We start from the raw sequence: 20,783 nt of genomic DNA, 5'->3' as shown, positions 1-20,783 counted from the left end.
CCTAACTTTACCGTTAACCTTCCCAGCGGTCTCGGGAAGCCTCTTCCCCGTCGCCGAAGTCCAGCTCATCGATGAGACCGCGGCGCGCCTGGGAGGCCCGCTTGCGCTCGACGGCGCTCGCCCGCTCGGTGCGTTCCAGACGCTTGTCGGTGCCGCGTCCCGAAGGCAGCAGATCGACGCCGGCGGCGGTCTGCGGCTCCCACTGGAAGGTCGCCCAGCCGATGGTGACGTCGTCGCCCTCGATCGCCCCTGCCTTGTAGAGCGCCTCCTCCACACCGGCCTTGGCGAAGCGGTCGGCGAGATAGCCGACGGCCTCGTCGTTCTCGAAGTCGGTCTGCCGGATCCAGCGCTCCAGATCGGAGCTCTCGATGATCCAGGCGCCACCGTCGGGACCGGCCTGCGGGTCGGGCTTGACCTCGAAGGAGACCTTGGCGGTGCCCTTGCGACGCTGGTTCTTCGGCGTGATGACCTGCGCGGGGGCGACGTCGACCGGGTGGTCCTTCCGGTGCTGCTCCACGATGTCCATGAGCGCGTACTTCAGCGGCTCCAGACCCTGGTGCGCGACCGTGGAGATCTCGAAGACCGGCCATCCGAACTCCTCTTCGAGTTCGGGACGGATGATCTCGGCCATCTCGCGGGCGTCGGGGATGTCCATCTTGTTGAGGACGATGACACGCGGACGGTCGCGCAGGTCGCCGAGCCCGGCGTCCTCGGACAGCTCGGACTGGTAGTCCGCCAGTTCGTTCTCCAGGGCACGGATATCGTCGACGGGATTGCGCTCGGCCTCCAGCGAGGCGCAGTCGACGATGTGTGCGAGCACCGCGGTGCGCTCGATGTGCCGCAGGAAGTCCAGGCCCAGACCCTTGCCCTGCGACGCCCCGGGGATCAGTCCGGGCACGTCGGCGATGGTGAAGACGCGATGGCCGACATCGACCACACCGAGGTTCGGCTGCAGCGTGGTGAAGGGGTAGTCAGCGATCTTCGGCTTCGCCGCAGACAGAACGCTGACCAGGGAGGACTTACCGGCCGAGGGGAATCCGACGAGTCCGACGTCCGCCATGGACTTCAGCTCGATGGTGATGTCCTTGACCTCACCGGGCTCACCGAGCAGAGCGAAGCCGGGGGCCTTGCGGGCTCGGGAGACCAGCGCCGCGTTGCCGAGGCCACCGTGACCGCCGGCGGCGACGATGATGCGCTGACCCTTGGCGACCATGTCGGCGATGATCTCACCCTTGTCGTCGAGGATGACGGTGCCGGCGGGTACCCGGAGGATCAGGTCCTCGCCACGGGCACCGTTGCGGTGGTCCCCGGCACCGTTGCTGCCTCGCCCTGCCTTGATGTGCGGGTGGAAGTGGAAGTCCAGCAGCGTGTGGACCTGCGGGTCGACCTCGAGGATGATGTCGCCACCGTGTCCCCCGTTGCCGCCGTCCGGACCGCCGAGCGGGATGAACTTCTCGCGGTAGACCGAGGAACAGCCGTTGCCGCCGTCGCCGGCCTGCAGGTGCAGGACGACTCGGTCGACGAAGCGGGTAGACATTGGTGGGATTCCCCTCCAGGTAGAAAGCACAGACCAGACGCAGACGCGTACCGGCTGAGTGTACCCCGCGTTCAGCGGGCGCCCTAGTCCCCGCTCAGCGGTCGGCTGCGGGGCTCAGCTGCCGATCCGGCGCTTCAGGTCGTCGAGGACGTACTCCGCGGCGACGAGCGAGGCGTTGAGGAACCAGGCGTCCATGTCGACGGCGTAGGCGTGGCCGTCCTTGACGACCTCCAGACCGCTCCAGGACACTGAGCCCGTCAGCGACTCCGCACCGCCATCGAAGGAGTAGAAGAGATAGTCCGCGTCCAGCTGGTCGGTGTTCTCCACGGAGAGATCGTGGTTGGCGGTGTCGGTGAACTGCTGCCCATCGGGACGCGTCAGACCGGCGTCCTCGACCACACTGCCGGACAGGGAACTGGGGCCGGTGAGGATGTACTCGTCGTTGCGGCCTCGGACCAGGGAGACGACGGCGCCACTGCCCCGCTCTTCCGCCCAGTCGGAGGCGTTCTTCTCGTAGGTGGCGAGCAGGCCATCGGCGTCCTCACGCTTACCGACCGCGTCGGCGAGGATCCCGAGGTCTTCTTTCCACAGTTCGGACCCACCGTTGGTGGTGACGACCGTGGTGATCGCCCGGAGCTGGGTGAGCAGTGCTTCGTCGGCGCGGTCGTTGGACAGGATGAGGTCCGGCTCCAGGGTCGCGATCTTCTCGACGTCGGGTTCAGAACGCAGGCCGACCTGTTCGATGGCGTCCAGGTCGTAGGTGTCTCCGAAGCGGTCGTAGATGTAGTCCGGGATACCGCTGGGGTCGCCGTTGGCGGACTTGGCGACACCGAGGCCGACAGGCACGATGCCGAGCAGCAGCAGGTGGTCAAGGTGCCCGGTGTTCAGCGCGACGATGCGGGTGGTCTGGTTCCCACTGTCGGAGGACGCCCCGGTGGCAGCGTCATTGTCTGCGTCATCGTCGCCCGAGCAGGCGGCCAGCAGGGTCAGGGCCGCGACACCGACGGTGCCGCCGAGGAACGCACGACGGGTGACGGGACGGTTCATGGCTGACGGCTGTTCACCGTTCGGAAGGGTCGGAAGGGTCGGAAAGGTCGGGAGCGTCATGACCGCGGAAATTACCATAGGCTGCCCTTGCTGTCAGCATCGTCGAGGGCCGCGCTGACTTCCTGTCGTGTTGTAGTGCCGACAGGTCGGTCTCAGACGAGGATCCCGACTTCCCGGCACTACTTCCGTACGCGGAGGAGGAAAGACGAGCAAGCGACCTCACACTCCTGCCCCGGAGACGCACGGAACCCCCGCCAGCACGAAGCTGACGGGGGCCTGTGGGACCGACACCACCGGAGCGTCTGGAGATCTCGGAGGACTAGGCCTCGGCGGTCTCGGTCTCCTCGACGATGTTCACCAGTCGACGGTTGCGGCGGGTGCTGAACTGCACCGCGCCGGCCTTGAGGGCGAACAGGGTGTCGTCGCCACCACGGCCGACGTTCTCACCCGGGTGGAACGAGGTTCCACGCTGACGGATCAGGATCTCGCCGGCCTTGACCTGCTGACCACCGAACCGCTTGACACCGAGACGCTTGGACTCGGAATCGCGACCGTTGCTGGAGCTAGCAGCACCCTTCTTGTGTGCCATGTCTTTTCCCTCCTCGGAAAAGTTCGCCGCCGCGTAACGTCGCAGCGGTCGGTGAAGTTACTTGATGCCCGTGACCTTGAGGACGGTCTGCTTCTGACGGTGACCGTAACGGCGCTTGTAACCGGTCTTGTTCCGGTAGTGCATGCCGTTGATCTTCGGACCCTTGGTCTGCTCGACGATCTCGGCGTTCACGGTCTTGCCCGCGAGGGCGTCGCCGGAGGTGACGTCCGCGCCATCGACGAGGAGAACCGGGGTGAGTGCCACGGCTGCGCCGGACTCTCCCTCGATCTTCTCGACCTTGACGAGGTCACCTTCGGCAACCTTGTACTGCTTGCCGCCGGTCTTGACGATCGCGTACATGGAAGGGCTACCCCTTTGTTTCTCTACTCGGCTCAGGCAGCTCCCCCACCCTCTGCCGGAGAACCGGAGAGTTCCGAGGAAACGGACTGACTGGACTAACTTGCTTTCACTGCGTTCGACCTCGTGCGGCCGGCACCTGGATCCGTGGATCCGGCGGCCGGAATGTCCCGCGCACCCGTTGAAGGCACACAGCACTGACAGTCGAACAGCGACCGCTCAAGACTACCTGCCCGGACAGGGAAGGACAAAATCCCCCCGCCGTCCGGGTCTGTGTGCCCTAACGACTGCTGCGTACCACCCGACGGCGACCTCGCCGGGACGCCGGCGCACCGCTGGTCACCGGGGTTTCCTGCGACTTCTTCGGTGCCTTCGACCGCGGCGCGGAGACCTCAACCCCAGGCTGAGACTTCTCCACCCGCTCCGGGAAGGACGCCGCCTCCGGGGTCGACCCCGCACCGGCGAAGTCGGCGGGCTGCGGGGCGACGTCCGACCGGGAGCGGCCCCGGGTCCGTCGACGACGACGCGGCGAGGCGTCGAACTCGGCCTTCGCCTCAGCGAAGCTCTGTCCGACGGACGGGGCCTCGGTAGCGGCCTTCGACTCCGCCGTCGGCTCAGACTTCTGCTGGGTCTTCGGCTGGGTCTTCGGCTGGGTCTTCCGCTGCGGCTGCTTCTTCTCATCTGCCTTCTGCTCGGGGGCATGCCCCTCGGCAGGACGCACCACACGGCGCACCCGGCGACGACCACGACGGTCCGTGCCCGACTCCGGAGCAACCTCCGGGGCGGATGCGGGGGAGGATACGGTCTCCTGCGGCTCATTCGGCACGTAGTCGGCACCGGTGGGCTCGTCCGGATCCTCGATCCCGGCGTGCTGCACCGCCTGTGCGGCGATCGCGGCGACATCACCGGCGGCACGACCGGCACGACCGGCACGACCGGCACGACCGGCACGACCGGCACGACCGGCACTGCCTGCACCACGGGAGCCACGGTCTTCACGGGCACCGCGGTTGTCATGACGCGACTGCTCCGGCTGACCGGTCTCGTTGCGACGCACCACGCGACGGCGTCCACGACGGGAGCCCTGGGACTCCCCGGAGTGCTCCGGTGCGGCCTCGGATTCAGCCTTCGGCTGGGACTTGGTCTCTGCCTTCGACCGGGACTGCTCCGGTGCCTTCTCATCTGCCTGGCCACCGGCGCGGGATCCACGACGGGTCCGTCGGGACCTGCCCTGCGACGGGCCGGACCCGGGGCGCTTCTCCTGCGGATCCCCGGACTCCCGGTTCTCCTCGGATCTCTCCATAGCCGGAACTTCCTGCTGTCCGTTCTTCGCCGGACGGTCGGAGGTGGCGTCCTCGCGGTTCTTCTCGTGCCGCCGCCGCGTCTCCTGCTGGTCGCGGGCCTGACGCTTCTCGGAGCGGTGACCGTGGTCGCGCCGCTCGTGACGGTCGTCCTCCTCCTCGACGTGCTCGACCGGGTCATCGTGGATGATGACGCCTCGTCCCTCGCAGGTCGGGCATTCGGTCGAGAACGTCTCGAGCAGTCCGGTGCCGAGGCGCTTGCGCGTCATCTGCACCAGGCCGAGGCTGGTGACCTCGGAGACCTTGTGACGGGTCCGGTCGCGACCGAGGAATTCGCTGAGACGACGCAGCATGAGGTCGCGGTTCTCCGGCAGGACCATGTCGATGAAGTCGACGACGATCATGCCGCCCATGTCCCGCAGACGCATCTGCCGGACGATCTCCTCGGCGGCCTCGAGGTTGTTGAGGGTGACGGTCTCCTCGAGGTTTCCGCCGGAGCCGACGAAGCTGCCGGTGTTCACGTCGATGACGGTCATCGCCTCGGTGCGGTCGATGATGAGGTAGCCGCCGGACGGCAACCAGACCTTGCGGCTGAGCGCCTTGGCGAGCTGCTCGTCGAGCTGACGGTCCTCGAAGACATCGCGTCCACCGTGCTGCTCGGGGTGGTAACGCACCACGCGAGACTCCAGGTCCGGGGCGATCCGGTGGACGTAGTCGCGCACGACCGCCCAGGACTTCTCGCCGTCGACGACGAGTTCATTGAAGTCCTCGTTGAAGATGTCGCGGATGACCTTGACGAGCATGTTCGGCTCTTCGTACATGGTCACCGGGTGGGAGCCCTTGCGGGCCCGTGCCTTCTCCTCGGCGTCCTGGATATCGAGCCAACGCTGGTCGAGGCGGTTGACGTCCTCGGCGATGAGCTCCTCGGACACACCCTCGGCGGCGGTCCGGATGATCGTGCCGCCGTTGTCCGGGACGACGCGGCCGAGGATCTCCTTGAGACGCTTACGCTCGGACTCGGGCAGCTTGCGGGAGATGCCCTGGGTCTTGCCGCCGGGCACGTACACGAGGTAGCGGCCGGCGAAGCTCAGGCGGTTGGTCAGGCGGGCACCCTTGTGGCCCAGCGGGTCCTTGATCGCCTGGACGAGAACCTGGTCGCCGGGCTTCAGCGCGGCCTCGATGCGACGGGTGCGGGTGTGCAGGTGCTTGTTCCGCCAGTCGACCTCACCGGCGTAGAGGACGGCGTTGCGTCCGGTTCCGATGTCGATGAAGGCGGCCTCCATGCTGGAGAGCACATTCTGGACGCGGCCCAGGTAGATGTTGCCGATGATCGACGTCTGGGTCTCACTGGTGACGAAGTGCTCGACGAGCATCCCGTCCTCGGTGATGCCGACCTGGGTGGTCGTGCCGGGGTGGTCGGAGCGCTCGGAGTCGCGGACGACCATCGAGCGGTCGACGTTCTCACGACGGGCGAGGAACTCGGCCTTGCTGACGACCTTCTTCTTGTCGTGGCCCTGTTCCTGACGCCAGCGCTTCTTCGACTCCAGGCGGGTGGAGCCCCTGAGCTTCACCGGCTCGTCGACGACCTCCGCGCCTTCGGTGAGCACCGGCAGGCCACCGGGGACGCCGTGATCGTCGGCGGGCTCCAGCGGAGCCTCGGGCGGCTCGGACGCCTCGGACGTCTCGGGTGCCTGGTCGGTGGTCTCGGAAGCCTGGGTGACCGGCTCGTTCCGGTTGTCGCCCTGGTTCTGGCGGTCCTGGTCACCGCGGCCGCGGCCACGACCCCGACGGCCGCGACGCTGGCTGCGGTTGCCGGAGGGCTGGGCGGACGCGGTGTCGTCCTCGGAGCTCTCAGCCTGCTCCGCCTTCCCGTCGGTCTTCTCCGTCGACTGCCCGGCGGCGGCCTCGGCGGCGCGGCGCTGTTCAGCCTTGCGGTTGCGCAGAAGTTCGGCGTCCGACGCGGCACTGCGGGAACCGACCCGACGCACGACGCGACGACGCACCGGTCGGGGGCTCTCCGCCTCGGGAGACTGGGCGGTCTCAGAGGTCTCAGAGGCCTCGACAACCTCAGTCTTCGGCTCCGCCGCCTTCCCGCTCTTCGGCCCGGTCTGCTTCGCTCTCTTCTTGGATGCCGTCTGCCTGGGCTTCGCGTCCTCCGGAGCCTCCACCGATCCGGCGATGCGGTCGATGAGATCGTCCACGGTGTCGGCGGAGGATGCGGTGTCGGCGGCCGCCTCGGCCTTCGCCGCAGCGGCGGCCTTGCGTCCACGACGCGGCCGACGCGACGTGGTCTTCGTCGCCGGCTTCTCCTCGACGGTCGGTGCAGTGGCCTGCTCGGCGACCAGCTCAGCGGCCTGCTCAGAAACAGCCGGGGCGGACGATTCCCCGTCCTTCGGAGTGGTCTTCTTTGCCGCCGACTTCTTCGCCGTGGTCTTCTTCGCGGGAGACTTCCGGGCGCTCGTCTTCCCGGGCTCGGCCGTTGTGACGTCAGCCTGTTGTGCCGCGTCCTGAGCGACGGCGTGCTGCGTCGACTCCTCCTTCACAGCGGTGTCCTGCGTGGGCTCGACCTTCTTCGGCGTCGCCTTCTTGGCGGTGGTCTTGCGGGTGCGTTTGGCCGGAGTCTTCTTCGCGGTCGCAGCCCGCGTGTCCGGTTTCTTCGCCGCAGCTTTCTCTGCGCTCTTCTCCGCAGCCGCAGCCTCGACCGGGGCGTCCTCGGCGGAGGCCTCCTCGGCTGCGGCCTTCTTGGCCGGAGCCTTCTTCGCGGTGGTCTTCTTTGCAGCGGCCTTTTTAGGCGCAGCCTTGCGGGTCCGCTTCGCCGGAGTCTTCTTCCCGGCCTCCGCCGGGGCACCGGCAGCTGTCAGGGCGGTGAGAAGCTCCCCGACCTGGGCCTTCGGCAGAGTCGAGGTGGCACGCTTGCCCTCGATCCCCTGCGCGGTGAGCACCTGCACCAGTTCGGCGCTGGGCACGTCGAGGGCCTTGGCCAGCGCGTGGACGCGGACCTTCTCCCCCATGTCTTCGATTGTGATTCCCGCGGCTGATGCCGCAAGTTCCTGGCTGGTTTTAGCCACTGTTCTCCTTGTACGGGCGCGGCGTCCATCAATTCGGCGGGCGCATGTCGCTGCCTCTCACCGAGCGTCGGTCGTTCGTGGGCCGGGACGCCGCAATATTGATGTCTGGAAGCTCTTCACGGAGGTGCGCACTCCGGTTCATCGGCTCTGTGTTGCCTGACAGGTGCTGCACGTCCATCGACCATTCTGTCACAACACCCGGCAAGACCTTTGTTGCACACGGCATCGGCTACCTCACACCGTGATTTTCTTCTCCGGACCATCGGCCATTCACAGTCTCCGGATACCCTGGAGCAATGTCCTCAGCCATCTCTCTCCGTGTCGGACTCTCCGCACTGACCACGATCGTCGCCGGACTCTCCGCCTCCCCTCTGGCTGACATCGCCGTCACCTGGACGTTCCTCGCCCTCATGCTGATCGGCTGGGCACTGCTGACCGTCCGCAACCGGCGCCGCGGCTTCCGCCCCAACGACCACGCCCCGATGACACCGGACGCCGAAATGCCTCACCGCAGCGCCTTCGATACGTGGGCGCCGATGGTCATCGTGACACTGGTGTACGCCGCCCTGACCTTCGGCCGGACCATCGAGGACGACGTGCTCGGGTGGATCTGGGCAGGTGTCGTCACCGTCGGCACCGGCTGTGCGCTCATATGGTGGACGCTGACCACCGACCGCACCAGGAACATCCCGGTCCCCACCGGCCACGGCGTCCGGACGATGAGCCGACTGCTCCTCAGCCTCAACGCCGTCCCCTCCGGACGTCAGGTCAACCGCAGCGCACTCATTCACGAAGCGGAGGCCATGGGGATGAGCGCCGACGAGGTCTCGGAGACCATCGCCGACCTCGCTGCCCGGGACAAACTCGTCGTTGTCACTGAGCGGGAACGGTCCGGTGAACGGGTCGACTGGATCAGGCTTAGCGGGACCGGCGCGGCTGACGCAGCCGACACTGCGCGCCCGGCGACCTGAAAGAAGCCTGTCCAGACAGAATTCTGCCACCCCTCAGGACGCCGGGAGACCCGGACAGTGACCTGAGGGGTGGCAGATCTCGCGACCACGAGGGTCGGAAGGGCAACGCTACTTGGCGAGCTCCGGGAACCAGATCCCGATCTCGCGCTCGGCGGAGAGCACAGAGTCCGAACCGTGGACGACATTTTCACCGACGGAGAGGGCGAAGTCGCCGCGAATGGTGCCGGGGGTGGCGGCGGACACCGGGTCGGTACCGCCGGCGATCTGACGCCAGGCCTCGATGGCGCGCTCGCCCTCAACGACACCCGCGATCAGCGGAGCGGAGGTGACGAACTCGACGAGACCCTCGTAGAAGGGCTTGCCCTCGTGCTCGGCGTAGTGCTTCTCAGCGGTGGCGCGGTCGGTCAGTCGCAGGTCGAGGGCGGCCAGGGTCAGGCCCTTGCGCTCGATGCGGGCGATGATCTCGCCGACGAGTCCGCGCTGGACCCCGTCCGGCTTGATGAGGATGAGAGTGCGTTCAGTCATGCCGGACAGGGTACCGGACGTCCCTGAAACTCCCGTATCATGGGTGCCCGATGGTGTGCCGAGGGGGCGCAGGGGAACAGAGACCGTAGAGGGCGGGGTCATCAATGTACTGGGGTGGGGAGATCGACAAGATTGTGGCGTCCGCGTGGGAGGAGCCCGAAGCGCTGCGCACTACTGCGCGTCCTGTGCCGGTGGCCCTTCCCGGGGAGTCACCACCGGACGAGAGATACACGCAGGTCAACGGCCTGTGGGTACCGGTCAGTTCAGTGCGTACGGACAAGGATGTCGCCCGTGGGGCCGGTCAACATCCCCGCGGACACGCGTTCCACCTCGACGCACTGACCCGTTCCCGGATACAGGCCGACCGACATCCGGGATGGACGCTGTCGGCCTGGTCAGCCGCCGATGCATGGGGCCTGCCCTGGTTCTGCGATGACGCCGACACCTGCATGATCGGCGACACCACACCACGCACCGCCAGAAATGTCGACGACTGCACGGTCAGGCGCCGGACGCCGTCTCTGAAAAATGTCCCCGATATGCAGATCGACACGTTGACCCCGGACCTGCGGGTAACTCCTCCGGTCCTGACTCTGATCCACTGTCTCCAGTCAGTCTGGCGGGGAGACCACCGGTGGTTCCCGATCCAGGGAACGGGGCTGACTGACCGTGGCGTCCAGATGGTCCAGACCGTCGACGCTTTCTGCGCGCTTTTCGATCTCTCCCCCACTGTCCTGCCGGATGCCTGCCGCGACCAGTTCTCGGCGCGGACGCTGAAGCGGATTGTGTCCGTCGCCGACAAGGGGACAGATTCCCCCATGGAGACCGTGATGCGGCTGAAGGTACGGCGGATGCTCCGGATCCTGAATGCGCGGGGCACGATACCGTCACTGCCTGCGGTGGTCCCGCAACTGGTCGTCCATGCTGACGGGTCGGCGTCCGACCCGGTCCACGGCGGGACGCCAGGGATAGGTCGCATTGTCGCCCGACTGGACCTGGGGATCACCGAGTACCGGCTGGGATTGCAGTATGACGGGTCGGGGCATCTGGCGAGATCTCAGCGGGACCGAGATTCCCGGATCACCGCCGAACTGGGGAACCTCGGGTGGTACTCGCTCCGGCTGACCTACGGTCATCTCAATGACGACGAACTGCTGTGGAAGACCGTCGCTGATGCGTTGAAGCTCTGCCTGTCACGGCTGTGACCGACTGCGACCGACTGGTGGCAGATTGTGCAGTCACATTGTGCATTCTCACCGGCATCAACCACCGGTAAACCCGCAGTTCAAAGACATTTCCGTAGTCTGTAGTGCGCACTACAGCATGCATAATGTTTGACCTGGGGGGGTCAGGGCCGGAGGGCAGGGCCGGAGGTCGGGGCCGGCCCCTGGAGCCGGACCGGGAAAGCTCGTGCCCGGGATCGGTCCCCGGGCCGGATACCTACACAGCGGCGGCGACGGCCTTGCCGAGCTCGACGACGGCAGCATTCTGCGCGTCACCCGGGGTGAACCGGAAGTCCGGGAAGACCTCGGCGAAGGGCAGCTTGAGGTCCTCACCGGTGAGCTTCATGCCCAGGAAGGTGACGATGGTGTGCCAGTGCTCCAGGGCGGAGGATGCCCCGGTGGAGCCCCAGCCGATGAAGCCGACGGGCTTCTCGGTCCACTCGACGAAGAGGGAGTCCACGGCATTCTTCATGACACCCGGGACGGAACCGTTGTACTCGCCGGTGGCGAAGATGAAGCCGTCGAAGCCGGCGATCTTCTCGGACCAGGCGGCCAGCTCCAGCTCCTCGTAGGCCCCCTGGTGCATGCGCGGCGGGGTGGCGGAGGTGAACTTGCCCAGCTCCTGGGCGGCGAGGTCGATGACCTCGAAGGTGGCGTCGATACCGGCGGCAGCGAGGGTCTGCTGCGCCCAGTCGGCGATCTTGATGGAGTTGCGGCCTTCGCGGACGGTGCCGGCGAGGATGCCGATACGGGGAGTACTTGTCATGCCGACCAGTTATACCGGCAGATTAGTTGACGCGTCAACTATATGGCGGGTATCACATCCGCGAGTCCTTGTTCTCGTCGACCCACACGTGCTGCGCCGGCAGCAGCCCCCGCTCCATCCGCTGCTTGAGATGCCCACGCAGGTAGTACGTGTACCACCACGCGGCGATGAACAGCACCGCGACAATGAACACGATCGGGTGCACCACGATGCCGCCGATCAGCAGCAGCACCTGCAGCACGATGTTCATCGGGTCGGCGAAGGACCTGAACTGCAGGAAGGACGCCACGGTCATCGCCACCGCAAGAACCGCGATGTAGGTCATGTTGAAGGCGGTGGCATGCTCGCCGTCCCACAGCTTGCCGATGGTGGGGAGGATGAGGAAGACGGCCAGCGCCTCCATGATCATGATGCCGGCCATCATCCCCTTGAGTCCCTTGAACGGGTCGATCTGGGGGTCATGGCCCATGCCCAGGGGGCCGACCTCGGGGCCCTTGCCCCGCCTGTTGTCGTCACTCATCTCGCTCACCTGCTCCACTTTGCCGCAGCAGGGGTCCACAGGTCCAACGCGGCCGGAAGTTCCGCCGGATCCTCCACCCGGATGAGGCGGTCCCGGTGGTCCTGGGCGAAGAACCCACGGGCCACCATGTGGTCGAGCATGTCCGCCATCGGTTGCCAGTAGTCGTCCACGTCGACGAGTGCGACCGGCTTGTGGTGGACGCCGAGCACCTGGCCTACCCACACCTCGAAGAACTCCTCGAGCGTGCCGATACCGCCGGGCAGGGTGACCATGGCGTCCGCCATCGACGCCATCCGCTCCTTGCGCTCGGTCATGGTCTCGACGATGTCGAGGGTGTCCAGACCCAGGTGACCGGTCTCGCCGTCCATGAGGTGACGGGTGATGACACCGTGGACCGGCATGCCGGCGTCCAGCGCGGTGTCCGCCGCAACACCCATGAGCCCGACGGAGCCACCGCCGTAGACCAGCTCGTAGCCGGCCTCGGCGAGCACCTGCACGGTCCGGACCGTGGCCTCCTCATAGGCCGGGGAGTTCCCGGCCGCCGACCCGAGGTACAGGGCGACACGCTTCACCTGCTGCTCAGCCACCGACGTCATGCCGGATCCTTGCCGAACAGGGTGCGGGCCTCACCGGCGGTGACGACCGAGCCGGTGATCAGCACACCGGCCCCGGAGACCATGCCGCCGTCGAAGCCGCCGTCATCCTCGGCCAGCTCCACGGCCAGTTCAACCGCTCCGGGCAGGGCCGCGGCGACATGCACCCGCTCCTCACCGAAGGCATCGCGGGCGTATTCGGCCAGGGTCTCGACGTCCAGAGCACGCGGTGACCCGTTGTGGGTCACCACCACCTCGTCGAGCACCGGCTCCAGGGCGGCGAGAATGCCTCGGGCGTCCTTGTCACCGAGGATCCCGAGGACGCCGACCAGGCGTCGGAAGGAGAAGTCGCGGTCCACGGCCTCGGCCAGGGCCTTGGCCCCGTGAGGGTTGTGGGTCGCGTCGATGAAGATCGACGGGGTGGCGCGGACCCGCTCAAGCCGACCCGGCGACTGCACCTGGGCGAAGCCGCGTCGGACAGTCTCGAGGTCGAGCTGGCGTCCTGCCCCGGCACCGAAGAAGGCCTCCACCGCAGCCAGGGCCACAGCGGCATTGCGCGCCTGGTGGGCACCCGAGAGCGGAAGGAAGATGTTGTCGTAGGTCCCGCCGAGACCACGGATGGTCAGCGTCTGACCACCGACGGCGATGCCGGATTCGACGACGCCGAACTCCGCACCGGCACGGGCCACCGAGGAGTCGACCTCGACGGCCTTCCTGAGGATGACCTCCATGGCCTCCGGGTCCTGCTCGGAGACGACGGTGACATTGTCCGGCGGGGTCAGCAGGTCGTCGCGGTCCCAGCGGGACTTGATGATCCCCGCCTTCTCCGCGGCGATCTCGGCGATCGTGTCGCCGAGGTAGTCGGTGTGGTCCAGGCCGACGGGCATGATGACGGAGACGTCGGCGTCGATGACGTTCGTGGCGTCCCAGCGTCCGCCCATACCGACCTCGACGACAGCGACGTCGACCGGGGCGTCGGCGAAAGCGGCGTAGGCCATCGCGACGAGTACCTCGAACTTGGACATCCGGGGGCCACCCTTGACCTCGGACGCGGCGTCCACCATGTCGACGTAGGGCTCGATCTCCCGCCAGATGCGGACATAGTCGGCCGGGTGCATCGGCTGGCCGTCGATCGCGATGCGCTCGGTGGCGATCTGCAGGTGCGGGCTGGTGGTCCGGCCGGTGCGTCGGTGGAAGGCGCGCAGCAGTGACTCGACCATGCGCACCGTGGAGGTCTTGCCGTTCGTGCCGGCGATGTGGATCGACTGGTAGGAGCGCTGCGGGTTGCCCAGCAGGTCCATGAGCTCCCGGATGCGGTCCAGGGTCGGGTCGATGTGGGTCTCGTTCCAGCGCTCGTTGAGCTCCGACTCGACCTGCGCCAGGGCGGCGAGGTCCTCGGGGGTCACCGGGTTGTGTACCGGGGTCTCATCCGCGGCGGGCTCGTTGAGGTCTATGGGCAGGTCCAGGCCGGACTCGCCGAGATTCACCTCGCCGAAGCCGCCGTGCTGGTCCTCGGTGAGAGCCTCGTTGAGTTCGTTGGTGTTCTCTTCGTCAGCCACTACTTCTCCGGCAGCTCGGCGAGGCGGGCGGAGATGCGCTCGACCTCTTCGACGGCGATCTGCTGACGCTCACGGATCTTGGCCACGACATGCTCGGGAGCCTTGGCGAGGAAGCCCTCGTTGCCCAGCTTCTTCGCGGCGCGGTCCAGTTCCTTGTTCGCCTCGGCGAGATCCTTCTCCAGTCGCTTGCGCTCGGCGGCGACGTCCACGGTGCCGGAGGTGTCCAGCTCCACGGTCAGGGTCGCGGTCGACAGGCGCAGTTCGACGCTCGCGGTCGGGGTGAACCCGTCCTCCGGCTCGGTGACCTTGACGATCGAGCGGACGGCGTCCTCCTGCTCGACGAGGTCGACGGCGGCGGCGTCGAAGCGGGCCGGGACCTTCTGGGTGGGCTTGACACCCTGGTCGGCGCGGAAACGACGCAGCTCGGTGACGAGCTTGTCGACGTCGGCGATGCGGCGGGCGGCGTCCTCGTCGGCTGCCACTCCCCCGTTGGTGTCCGAGGGCGTCGGCCAGGATGCGACGACAAGGCTCGTCGGGTAGCCCTCCGCACCGTCGGTGAGGACGGTCCACAGGGTCTCGGTGACGAAGGGCATCGACGGGTGCAGCAGACGCAGGACCGTGTCGAGGACGCGGCCGAGCACCAGACGGGTGTTCTTGCCACGGGTCTTCTCGGCATCGGTGGCGGCGTCCCAGTCGCGCGGGATCTGGACCTTGGCGATCTCCAGGTACCAGTCGCAGAACTCGTTCCAGGCGAAGCGGTAGAGGGCCTCGTTGGCAACGGCGAACTCGTAGCGGTCCAGGTGGGTGTCCACCAGGGCGCGCAGTTCCTCGAGCTCGTCGAGGATCCAACGGTCGGCGTCGGTGAGGTCCGCACGGGCCGGGAAGTTCTGCTTCTCGTTCTCACCGAGGACCTCGGCACCGTTCATCAGCGCGAACTTCGTGGCGTTGAAGAGCTTGGTGGCGAAGTTGCGGGAGGACTGCGCCGAGTCCTCACCGATCGGCAGGTCGGTGCCGGGGTTGGCACCGCGGGCGAGGGTGAAGCGCAGGGCGTCCGCACCGTAGTCACGGACCCAGTCCATCGGGTCGATGCCGTTGCCCAGGGACTTCGACATCTTGCGGCCGTGCTCGTCACGGACGAGGCCGTGGAGGAAGACGTCGGTGAAGGGCACCTGCGGGCGTCCGCCACGCTCGGCGGCACTCGTGCCGGACTCGCCGGTACCGAGGGTGGAACCGTCGATGGTGTCGGCGAAGGTGCCGAACATCATCATGCGGGCGACCCAGAAGAACAGGATGTCGTAGCCGGTGACCAGCACGGAGGTCGGATAGAACTTCGCGAGCTCATCGGTCTTGTCCGGCCAGCCCATCGTGGAGAACGGCCACAGTGCCGAGGAGAACCAGGTGTCCAGGACATCGCTCTCCTGGTGCCAGCCCTCACCGGTCGGCTTCTCGTCGTCGGGACCGCAGCAGACGATCTCGCCGTCCGGTCCGTACCAGATCGGAATCCGGTGACCCCACCACAGCTGACGGGAGATGCACCAGTCGTGCATGTCGTCGACCCAGTCGAACCAGCGCGGCTCCTGGGAGGCGGGGTGGATGACGGTGTCGCCCTCACGGACGGCGTCTCCGGCCATCTTCGCGAGCTCGTCGACCTTGACCCACCACTGCTCGGACAGGCGCGGCTCGATGGCCTCGCCGGAGCGCTCGGAGTGACCCACGGAGTGGACGTAGGGGTGGATGCGCTTGAGGACGCGGCCCTGCTCGTCGAGTGCCAGGCGGATCTGCTCACGGGCCTCGAAGCGGTCCAGGCCGTCGAACTGCGTGCCGGTGCCCGCGATGTGGCCGGTCTCGTCGATGACCTCGGGCATCTCGAGGTTGTGGCGCTGGCCCATGGCGAAGTCGTTCGGGTCGTGCGCCGGGGTGATCTTCACCATGCCGGTGCCGAACTCCGGGTCGACGTAGTCGTCGGCGATGACGACCATGCCGCGTCCCTCGATGAACGGGTGCGGCAGCGTCGTGCCGACGAGGTCTTTGTAGCGCTCGTCATCCGGGTGGACGGCGACGGCGACATCGCCGAGCATCGTCTCGACCCGGGTGGTCGCGACATCGGCGTGCGGGCCCTTGCCCTCGACATCGCCGTAGCGCAGGGTGACCAGCTCACCCTCGTCGTCGGAGTAGACGACCTCGATGTCGGAGATGGCGGTGCGCAGCACCGGGGACCAGTTGACCAGGCGCTTCGCACGGTAGATCAGGCCGCGGTCGAAGAGCTCCTTGAAGATGGTCTGGACGGCCTTGGACAGGCCGTCGTCAAGGGTGAAACGTTCACGCTCCCAGTCGACCGAGTCGCCGATGGCGCGCATCTGGCTCTGGATGACACCACCGAACCTGTGCTTCCACTCCCAGACGCGGTCGACGAATTCCTCGCGGCCGTAGTCGAAGCGGTCCTTGCCCTCGGTCTCCTTGAGCGTCGCCTCGACCTTGGTCTGGGTCGCGATGCCGGCATGGTCGGAGCCCGGCAGCCACAGGACCTCGTAGCCCTGCATGCGCTTACGGCGGGCCATCGAGTCCATGAGGGTGTGGTCGAGGGCGTGACCCATGTGCAGCTGGCCGGTGACGTTCGGCGGCGGGAGCACGATAGAGAACGGCCTACGGTCACTGGTGGCGTCCGCATGGAAGTAGCCGGCGTCAACCCAGCCCTGGTAGAGGGCGGATTCTACGTCGGTGGGGTTCCACTGCTTCGGGAGGCGGTCGGCCCGGTTGCCGCTTGACTCGTTGCTGCGTGATGCGCTGCTGCTGGTCTGATCAGTCACGGTGAGACAGTCTAGTGCAGGCACGGACGTGGACCGTGACCGGTCGTTCATCAGCTCGGTAGTGCGGTCCTGTGGTCGGCACTCCGCTGCCCCGGTCGCGGCCTCTCCCCCTCCCGGGCTCCGACTGCCCCTGTGTTCCAGAGCCCCGGTGCCGCCCTGCTTATCCCTCGCGCTCCCGTGTGTTCCCGTGCACCCCCTTGTACAGAAGTAGTGGCGAGGAGTCGGAAAAACCCGCATCGGGCGACCTGTGGCCACTATTTCTGTACCGGTGAGGCAGCGCCACCCCGTTCCGGCCGCTACCCCTCCACGACGGTGACGCCCGTCGTGCCGTCCTCCAACGCCTCGAAGGTGTGCGGAACATCCCCCGGGTAGCGGACGCAGTCCCCGACGTCCAGCGTGATCGTCCGGTCCTGCACGCCGACCACCGCACGGCCCGAGGTGATGAACACGTACTCGACGGTCCCCCGGGGATGCGGCTTCGAGGACTTCACCGTGCCCGGACCTGCGGTGATGTAGTACAGGTCCCGCCTGGTCGACGGCTCTCCCGGGCTGACCAGTGCCACGCGGTAGGCACTGTCCTCGGACTCGAGGAAGTTCAGTTCCTCCGCCCGGGTGACGTCGATGTCGGGCGTCGGCGGATCGATGATCCTGGACAGCGGCACGTTGTAGACACTGGCGAGCGACCAGAGTGTCTCCACGCTGGGATTGCCGGCACCGGACTCCAGGACCGAGAGTGTGGACTTCCCGATGCCCGCCCGGCCTGCTGCCTCAGTGAGGCTCAGTCCGACCTTCTCCCGCTCGGCGCGCAGGGCGGACCCCATGCGCTGATGGTCGTACTGCGTATCCTTCGACATGTCGTTCACAGTACGGGACAATTTTCCATCTTGACGAACGCCTCCGCAATCGTTCAATATAGAGAACATGGCACCATCAGACAGAACGGCAGTGAAAGACGGCGCCGTCATCTGCCTGACGTTGATCGCCGTCGGTCTCTCCTACGGCTCACTGTCCCACCAGGCCGGGCTCCACCTCTGGCAGACCGCATTTCTCGCCGCGCTGGCCTACGGTGGCGCGGCCGAGATCCTCTTCGTCGGCACGCTCGGCGCCGGTGGATCACCGGTCGCCGCGGTGCTGGGTGGCGTCCTCGTGAACTCCCGGAACCTCGCCTACGGCATGAACGTCGGCACCATCGCACCCCGCGGTTGGCGGGCAGTCGCCGGCGCGCACCTGGTCAACGACGAGACCATGGCGTTTTCCCGGGTCAGGGAACCTGCCGACCGTCGGTGGCGACGGTTCTCCGTTCTCGGCATAGCCCTGCTCCTCTCCTGGCTCGGCGGTGCTGTGGCCGGGCAACTGGTGGCGGGACTCACCGACACCGACGCCTTCGGGGTGGACGCGGCCTTCCCGGTGATCCTCGTCGCCATGGTCCTCCCCGATCTCCGACGGCGACCCACCCTGCTGGCCGCGCTCGCCGCCGCGGTGGTCAGCCTCTCGGCGACACCGGTCGTCCCCTCGGGCCTCGCCGCCGTCTGCGCCCTGGTCGTCCTGCTGCCCTGGGCCCTGTCGACCCGGAGGTCTGCCTGATGGACACACAGATTTTCCTGCTCTCCGCCGGCGCCCTCATCGTCGCCACCTACCTGATCCGGCTCGCCGGAGTGTTGTGGGGACGCCGTCTCGCCGCGGGAGGCCCCGCTGCGTCCGGCAGATCGTCCGACACCGGATCCGGAGATTCCTCGGCGGCTGTCCGTCTCTGGCTCGACCGTGCGGCGGTCGTCATCCTCGTCGCCGTCGCCGCCACACAGGCCACCTACGACGGACAGGATCTCACGGGGCTGTCCCGCATCCTCGGCGTAGCTGTCGGAATCGTCGCTCTGTGGCGGCGGGTGCCGATGCTCCTCGCTGTTCTGCTGGCCATGGCGACCACCGCGGTGCTTCGCCTGCTCGGTGTGGCGTGAGCGGTCACCGACACGGGTGACGTAGCCGGTAAGGACGCGTACAACGGGGCCCATGAGCACCTTCCAGTTGAACAACCCGTCCACCGGCACCACCGAAGACACGTTCACGAGAATCGAGGACTCCGACCGGGACGCCATCCTCGACCGCGCGACCGAGGCCTACAACTCCTGGCGCACCACCTCGGTCGACGAGCGGGCCCGCGTCCTCGCCCGGGCCGCCGACCTCTACGAGCAGAACACCGAGGAGCTCGCGTCCCATATCGGACGCGAGATGGGCAAGCTCACCTCCTGGGCGCGCGCCGAGCTCGGCATCGTCGTCGACATCTACCGGTACTACGCCGAGCACGCCCATGAGCTGCTCGCCGACCGCGAACTGCCGGCACAGAATGCACTGCACACCTACGTCCGCAAGGACCCGGTCGGCCCACTGCTGGGCATCATGCCGTGGAACTTCCCCTACTACCAGGTCGCCCGCTGGGCCGCGCCGAACCTGCTGCTCGGCAACTCCCTGGTCCTCAAGCACGCGTCCATCTGCCCACTGTCCTCGCAGGCCTGCCAGGACATTCTGGAGGACGCCGGCCTGCCCGCCGGCGTGTTCCAGAACATCTACGCCTCCGGCTCCCAGATGGACGCCTTCGTCGCCGACCCCCGGATCGCGGGAGTCTCGCTGACCGGTTCGGAGCGTGCGGGTGCGGCTGTGGCTGCGACAGCTGGCGAGAACTACAAGAAGTCACTGCTGGAGCTCGGCGGTAATGATCCGTTCATCGTCCTCGGTGGACTGTCCGACAAGGACATGGACCGCGTCCTCGACCGGTATGTGGGACTGCGGATGTACAACACCGGTCAGGCATGCAATGCGCCGAAGCGGCTGATCGTCCTTGATGACGACTACGAGCGTGTGGTGTCCGGCCTGGAGCAGCGGATCAGTGCGCTGCTACCGGGTGAGTGGGACGACCCGGACGCCGATGTGGGGCCGCTGTCCTCGGTCGACGCCCGTGATGAGATCGTCAGGCGTCTCGAGGCCGCGTCCTCCGACGGGACTGCCACGGTGCGTGTGGGTGGTCGGGCGCTGGAGCGCCCCGGCGCGTTCATGGAGCCGACGCTGCTCACCGACGTCGATCCGTCCGCCGATGTGGGCTGCAACGAGGTCTTCGGGCCGGTCGCCATCGTCTACGGCGCCACCGACGTGGACGATGCCGTGCGGATCGCCAATGACTCCGACTACGGACTGTCCGGGTCGGTGTGGGGCACGGACCTGGAACTGGCGGAGCAGACCGCGGCGCGGCTGGAGGTCGGCATGTCCTTCGTCAACGAGGCCTCGGTCACCGCGGCGGGACTCCCCTTCGGCGGTGTGGGACGCTCTGGCTACGGTCGCGAGTTGGCCGAGTGGGGCGTCGGCGAGTTCTGCAACGACCACCTGGTGCGGGTGCGCTCGCTGCGGAAGTGATGCGGTCACCGATCCGGTCGGTACGGGATTCCGCGGGGATGCGCCCGACGGAAGGCCATCATGTCGTGGAAGATCTCGGCGGCGGATCCGGCACAGGTCGTCGCGGGTGAAGCTCGTGAGCTGCACGGTTACTTCGAGTTCGTACAGTCGTCTAGCGGCGAGTTCGCCGCCCAGTTCCTCGAGTTCCGCACTGTCAGTGATTCCGAAGAAGTTCTCCGGCGCGGCCCCTACCGTTTCCCCCATGCCGCTCCCCTATGCGCTCGCGGCGATCCGTCGCCGCAGTTCCCTGGCACGTGCAGAGTTCCCGTAACCACGTCGTTCCAGCAGTTCCAGCACTGACTGGTCTGCCGAGACCTCGCCACGCAGAATCCTGCGCCCCTTGCGCTCGGTCTCCGGTATCACCGGCTGCCCCGCCATGATCATCGACGTGGCGACAGCGGCGACCTTCTGGTCTTCAGTCCTGTCGTCATTCATACCCGGTGATTCTACCCGGAGGCCCGGACGCCGACCCACAACTG

The 20,783-nt window shown here is 67.2% G+C and carries 18 protein-coding genes; 5 read left to right on the top strand and 13 right to left on the bottom strand.

Annotated elements, in window-relative coordinates; genetic code table 11:
• Positions 1-13 precede the first annotated feature (13 nt).
• The 5 genes from obgE to ACZ9GM_RS02155 form a co-directional block, all read right to left on the bottom strand.
• Positions 14-1,537, bottom strand: coding sequence for a GTPase ObgE (obgE, locus tag ACZ9GM_RS02175; RefSeq protein ID WP_291475620.1), 1,524 nt, complete (start codon positions 1,535-1,537; stop codon positions 14-16).
• A 114-nt stretch (positions 1,538-1,651) separates the two neighbouring features.
• Positions 1,652-2,584 carry an ABC transporter substrate-binding protein gene (locus tag ACZ9GM_RS02170; protein ID WP_476037182.1) on the bottom strand — a complete coding sequence of 311 codons (933 nt, stop codon included), beginning with the start codon at positions 2,582-2,584 and terminating at the stop codon, positions 1,652-1,654.
• Positions 2,585-2,903: 319 nt separating this feature from the next.
• Positions 2,904-3,173 (bottom strand): 50S ribosomal protein L27, encoded by a 270-nt coding sequence (gene rpmA, locus ACZ9GM_RS02165; RefSeq protein WP_014009463.1) that lies wholly within the window; start codon positions 3,171-3,173, stop codon positions 2,904-2,906.
• A 57-nt stretch (positions 3,174-3,230) separates the two neighbouring features.
• Positions 3,231-3,533: a 50S ribosomal protein L21 gene (gene rplU, locus ACZ9GM_RS02160; RefSeq protein ID WP_291475627.1), complete on the bottom strand. Its 303-nt coding sequence runs from the start codon at positions 3,531-3,533 to the stop codon at positions 3,231-3,233.
• Positions 3,534-3,810: 277 nt separating this feature from the next.
• Complete coding sequence (locus ACZ9GM_RS02155; RefSeq protein ID WP_476037181.1) at positions 3,811-7,842, bottom strand: translation initiation factor IF-2 N-terminal domain-containing protein; 4,032 nt, start codon at positions 7,840-7,842, stop codon at positions 3,811-3,813.
• Between the two features lie 353 nt (positions 7,843-8,195).
• Here ACZ9GM_RS02155 and ACZ9GM_RS02150 point away from each other — a divergent pair, with 353 nt between their 5' ends.
• Positions 8,196-8,870, top strand: a complete 675-nt coding sequence (locus tag ACZ9GM_RS02150; RefSeq protein WP_476037180.1) for a hypothetical protein — start codon at positions 8,196-8,198, stop codon at positions 8,868-8,870.
• 108 nt (positions 8,871-8,978) lie between these two features.
• Here the strand turns inward: ACZ9GM_RS02150 and ndk are convergent, their stop codons facing one another.
• Positions 8,979-9,395 carry a nucleoside-diphosphate kinase gene (ndk, locus tag ACZ9GM_RS02145; protein WP_476037179.1) on the bottom strand — a complete coding sequence of 139 codons (417 nt, stop codon included), beginning with the start codon at positions 9,393-9,395 and terminating at the stop codon, positions 8,979-8,981.
• A 104-nt stretch (positions 9,396-9,499) separates the two neighbouring features.
• On the opposite strand from ndk, the gene ACZ9GM_RS02140 reads away from it, so the two are divergent.
• A complete protein-coding gene (locus ACZ9GM_RS02140) occupies positions 9,500-10,600 on the top strand; it encodes a hypothetical protein (RefSeq protein WP_476037178.1) in 1,101 nt (366 codons plus the stop codon).
• 235 nt (positions 10,601-10,835) lie between these two features.
• On the opposite strand, the gene ACZ9GM_RS02135 is transcribed toward ACZ9GM_RS02140, so the two are convergent.
• The 6 genes from ACZ9GM_RS02135 to ACZ9GM_RS02110 form a co-directional block, all read right to left on the bottom strand.
• Positions 10,836-11,384 carry an NADPH-dependent FMN reductase gene (locus tag ACZ9GM_RS02135; protein ID WP_476037177.1) on the bottom strand — a complete coding sequence of 183 codons (549 nt, stop codon included), beginning with the start codon at positions 11,382-11,384 and terminating at the stop codon, positions 10,836-10,838.
• A 52-nt stretch (positions 11,385-11,436) separates the two neighbouring features.
• Complete coding sequence (locus tag ACZ9GM_RS02130; RefSeq protein ID WP_291475637.1) at positions 11,437-11,904, bottom strand: DUF4233 domain-containing protein; 468 nt, start codon at positions 11,902-11,904, stop codon at positions 11,437-11,439.
• Positions 11,905-11,909: 5 nt separating this feature from the next.
• On the bottom strand, positions 11,910-12,500 hold the full coding sequence (locus tag ACZ9GM_RS02125; RefSeq protein ID WP_291475639.1) for an LOG family protein: 591 nt from the start codon (positions 12,498-12,500) through the stop codon (positions 11,910-11,912).
• Positions 12,497-14,056: a bifunctional tetrahydrofolate synthase/dihydrofolate synthase gene (gene folC, locus ACZ9GM_RS02120; RefSeq protein ID WP_291475641.1), complete on the bottom strand. Its 1,560-nt coding sequence runs from the start codon at positions 14,054-14,056 to the stop codon at positions 12,497-12,499. Before folC ends, ACZ9GM_RS02125 begins: the two co-directional genes overlap by 4 nt.
• The gene (locus tag ACZ9GM_RS02115; RefSeq protein ID WP_476037176.1) at positions 14,056-16,914 is read right to left on the bottom strand and encodes a valine--tRNA ligase; all 2,859 of its coding nucleotides are present in this window, start codon (positions 16,912-16,914) and stop codon (positions 14,056-14,058) included. The genes folC and ACZ9GM_RS02115 overlap by 1 nt, the downstream gene beginning before the upstream one ends.
• A gap of 245 nt (positions 16,915-17,159) precedes the next feature.
• Complete coding sequence (locus tag ACZ9GM_RS02110) at positions 17,160-17,717, bottom strand: helix-turn-helix domain-containing protein (protein ID WP_291475645.1); 558 nt, start codon at positions 17,715-17,717, stop codon at positions 17,160-17,162.
• Between the two features lie 67 nt (positions 17,718-17,784).
• Between ACZ9GM_RS02110 and ACZ9GM_RS02105 the strand changes: the two genes are divergently transcribed.
• From ACZ9GM_RS02105 to ACZ9GM_RS02095, 3 genes are read left to right on the top strand one after another with little or no spacing between them, the layout of a single operon-like run.
• Entirely contained in the window at positions 17,785-18,447 is a 663-nt protein-coding gene (locus ACZ9GM_RS02105; RefSeq protein WP_476037175.1) for an AzlC family ABC transporter permease, read from the top strand.
• Complete coding sequence (locus tag ACZ9GM_RS02100) at positions 18,447-18,818, top strand: AzlD domain-containing protein (RefSeq protein ID WP_291475649.1); 372 nt, start codon at positions 18,447-18,449, stop codon at positions 18,816-18,818. The genes ACZ9GM_RS02105 and ACZ9GM_RS02100 overlap by 1 nt, the downstream gene beginning before the upstream one ends.
• Positions 18,819-18,870: 52 nt before the next feature.
• Positions 18,871-20,265 carry an NAD-dependent succinate-semialdehyde dehydrogenase gene (locus ACZ9GM_RS02095; RefSeq protein WP_476037174.1) on the top strand — a complete coding sequence of 465 codons (1,395 nt, stop codon included), beginning with the start codon at positions 18,871-18,873 and terminating at the stop codon, positions 20,263-20,265.
• A gap of 252 nt (positions 20,266-20,517) precedes the next feature.
• Here the strand turns inward: ACZ9GM_RS02095 and ACZ9GM_RS02090 are convergent, their stop codons facing one another.
• Positions 20,518-20,739, bottom strand: a complete 222-nt coding sequence (locus ACZ9GM_RS02090) for a hypothetical protein (protein ID WP_476037173.1) — start codon at positions 20,737-20,739, stop codon at positions 20,518-20,520.
• Positions 20,740-20,783: the final 44 nt, after the last annotated feature.

Source organism: Corynebacterium sp. UD i78 (genome assembly GCF_056280545.1).
This window is presented reverse-complemented; position numbering and strand designations above follow the sequence as displayed.